General features: G+C 69.7%; 2 protein-coding genes and 1 pseudogene. All 3 read right to left on the bottom strand.

Features of this window, described 5'->3' with window-relative positions:
* Positions 1–986 (bottom strand): amidohydrolase family protein (locus tag VFX99_RS07975; protein WP_329665763.1); only part of this gene is annotated, 986 nt, incomplete at its 3' end.
* A 1-nt stretch (position 987) separates the two neighbouring features.
* Entirely contained in the window at positions 988–1,980 is a 993-nt protein-coding gene (locus VFX99_RS07970; RefSeq protein ID WP_329665762.1) for an ABC transporter substrate-binding protein, read from the bottom strand.
* Positions 1,981–2,550 (bottom strand): annotated as a pseudogene (locus VFX99_RS07965) (5-methyltetrahydropteroyltriglutamate--homocysteine S-methyltransferase); the annotation flags it as partial. It lies immediately after the preceding gene.

Raw genomic sequence — 2,550 nt, 5'->3', positions numbered from 1 at the left:
GCGTAGATCTTCTCGCGGTCCGCCGCCGAGAGGTCCAGCGACTCGAGGTTCTCGATCGTCGAGCGGATGTAGCCGGGGCCCTTCTCGGGGTCGAACGGCGTGTCCGAGGCGAACAGGATGCGGTCGACCCCGAAGAACTCGATGCAGCACTGGATGGCGTGGGCGGCTCCGAACATGGCGGTGTCGGCGTAGAACATCTTGACGTAGTCCAGCGGCCGCTTGGAGAGCGGAGGGTGCTCGACCTCGTGCCGGCGGTCGGGCGGCGTACGCGCGCCGAGCTGGTCCCAGCCCGGTCCGACGCGCCCCGCGAAGTGCGGGACCATGCTGCCGCCGTGGTGGATGAGGATCTTCAGGTCCGGGTGGCGCTCGAGGATCCCGGAGAACACGACCCGCGCCATGAACGCCGCCGTGTCGTACTCCCAGCCGAACACCCACCAGATCTCGTACTTCGAGACCTCCTCGGTGGGGTAGTCCGACCAGCTCGCGTTGCGGCTCGGGTGCACCCAGACGGGCTTCCCGAGCTCCGCCATCCGCGCCCAGAACGGCTCGAAACGCCCCTCGTCGAGCGGGTGGCCGTTGACGTGCGTGTAGATCTGCACGCCGAGCGCGCCGAGCTCGCCGCAGGCGTGGTCGATCGCCTCCAGCGTGCCCTCGGGGTCGTTCATCGGCAGCTGCGCGACGAAGCCCGCGAAGCGGTCGGGGTGCTCGGCGCACAGCCGCGCCAGGCCCTCGTTCCCGATGCGGGCGAGCTCGCGCCCGCCTGGGGGCGGCCCGAGATCCTCGATCGGCGGCGCGGGCAGGCTGACCACCTGCCGGTAGTCGTCGCCGAACTCGTCCATCTGCGCGAAGCGCACGTCGAGGTCGACCATCGAGGGAATCCCGGCGATCCGGTTGCGGATGTTGGCGGCCGCCGGCGCGTCGCCGACCGCCTCCAGCCGCTCCGCGTACTCGCGCGGCATCACGTGGCAGAACGCGTCGATCTTCACGTCAGCCTCCCTGCAGGAGCTTGGAGGGGTCGACGTCGTCCTCGACCAGGCCGTAGCGCCGCATCAGCTCGGCGGTCTTGGCGACGGAGTCCGCATCGACCTCGCCCGTCCACTTCGGCAGCACGATCTTCTCCGCCAGCGCGGGCGGCATGTCCGCGTTCTCCGACAGGAAGGTCCGGAACTCGTCCTCGTGGCCGCCGACGTAGTCCGCGGTCTCCTTGACCGCGGCCTGGAACGCCTTCACCGCCTCGGGATCGGACTCGGCGAACTGGTTGGTGACCGCGTAGGCGCCGACCTGCATGTTCGGCTCCGTGTCGACGTAGGAGTAGCCGAGCACCTTGTCGCCCTTCTCGACGCTCTGCGTCACGAACGGCTCGATCGAGAACGCGGCGTCGACGGAGCCCTTGGCCAGCGCCGGCTCCATCTCCGGGAACGGCACCTCGGAGAGCTCGAGCGAGTCGGGGTCCACGCCCTCCTTCTCGAGCCCCGCCTTCACCACCACCTCGGCGATGTTGTTGAGCGTGTTGACCGCGACCGTCTTGCCCTCGAGGTCGGCGGGTTCCGAGATCCCCTTGCCCTTCGCCGCCAGCAGCGCGCCGAAGTCCTTCTCGCCCGACGCCTGGGCGGTGGTGCCGCCCGCGATCGCGCGGATCGGCAGGTCCTTCGAGCTGGCCAGCAGCAGCGACACCACGTTGGAGCCGCCGACCTGGATGTCGCCGCTCACCAGCGCCGGGATCGTCGCCGCGCCGCCCTGCGTCGGCTGCAGGTCGATCTCGAGCTTCTGCTTCTCGAACAGGCCCTTCTCGATCCCGAAGGCGACGAACGCCGACGGGACGCCGGCCGTCTCCTGCACGGCCAGCTTGGTGGTGCCGCCCTCCCCCGCGGGGGCGGCGCCCTCGTCGCCGCCCCCGCAGCCGGCGAGCAGCAGGACGAGCGCGATACCCAGCAGACTTCGTCTGCGGGCACAGGCGATCCCTCCCGTGATCGCGCGCATCTAGCCCCACACCTCATCGGCGGTCTCGACGATCAGCCGCAGCTTTGCGGCCTGCTGCTCCTGCGTGAGCTTGTTGCCCTCGACGGTGGAGGAGAAGCCGCACTGCGGCGACAGGCAGAGCTGGTCGAGATCCACGTACTGCGTGGCCTCCTCGATGCGTCGCTTGAGCACGTCCTTGTCCTCGAGCTCGCCGCGCTTGGTCGTGACCAGGCCCAGCACGACGACCTTGCCCTTCGGGACGAAGCGCAGCGGTTCGAAGCCGCCGGAGCGGGCGTCGTCCCACTCCATGAAGAAGCCGTCGACGTCGAGCTCGCCGAACAGCGCCTCCGCCACGAAGTCGTAGCCGCCCTCGGCGACCCAGGACGAGCGGAAGTTGCCCTTGCACATGTGCGTGGTGATCGCCATGCCGTCGGGCCGGTGCTCCAGCGCCTCGTTGATGTGGCGGATGTAGAGCTCGTGCTGGTGCTCGGCGTCGCCGCCGATCGAGCGCACGTGCTCGCGCTGCTCGGGGTCGTTGAGGTAGGCGAGGCTGGTGTCGTCGAACTGGAGGTACCGGCAGCCCAGCTCGCC

Source organism: Microbacterium sp., from assembly GCF_036277215.1.
In the GTDB taxonomy this organism is placed as follows: domain Bacteria; phylum Actinomycetota; class Actinomycetes; order Actinomycetales; family Microbacteriaceae; genus Microbacterium.
This window is presented reverse-complemented; position numbering and strand designations above follow the sequence as displayed.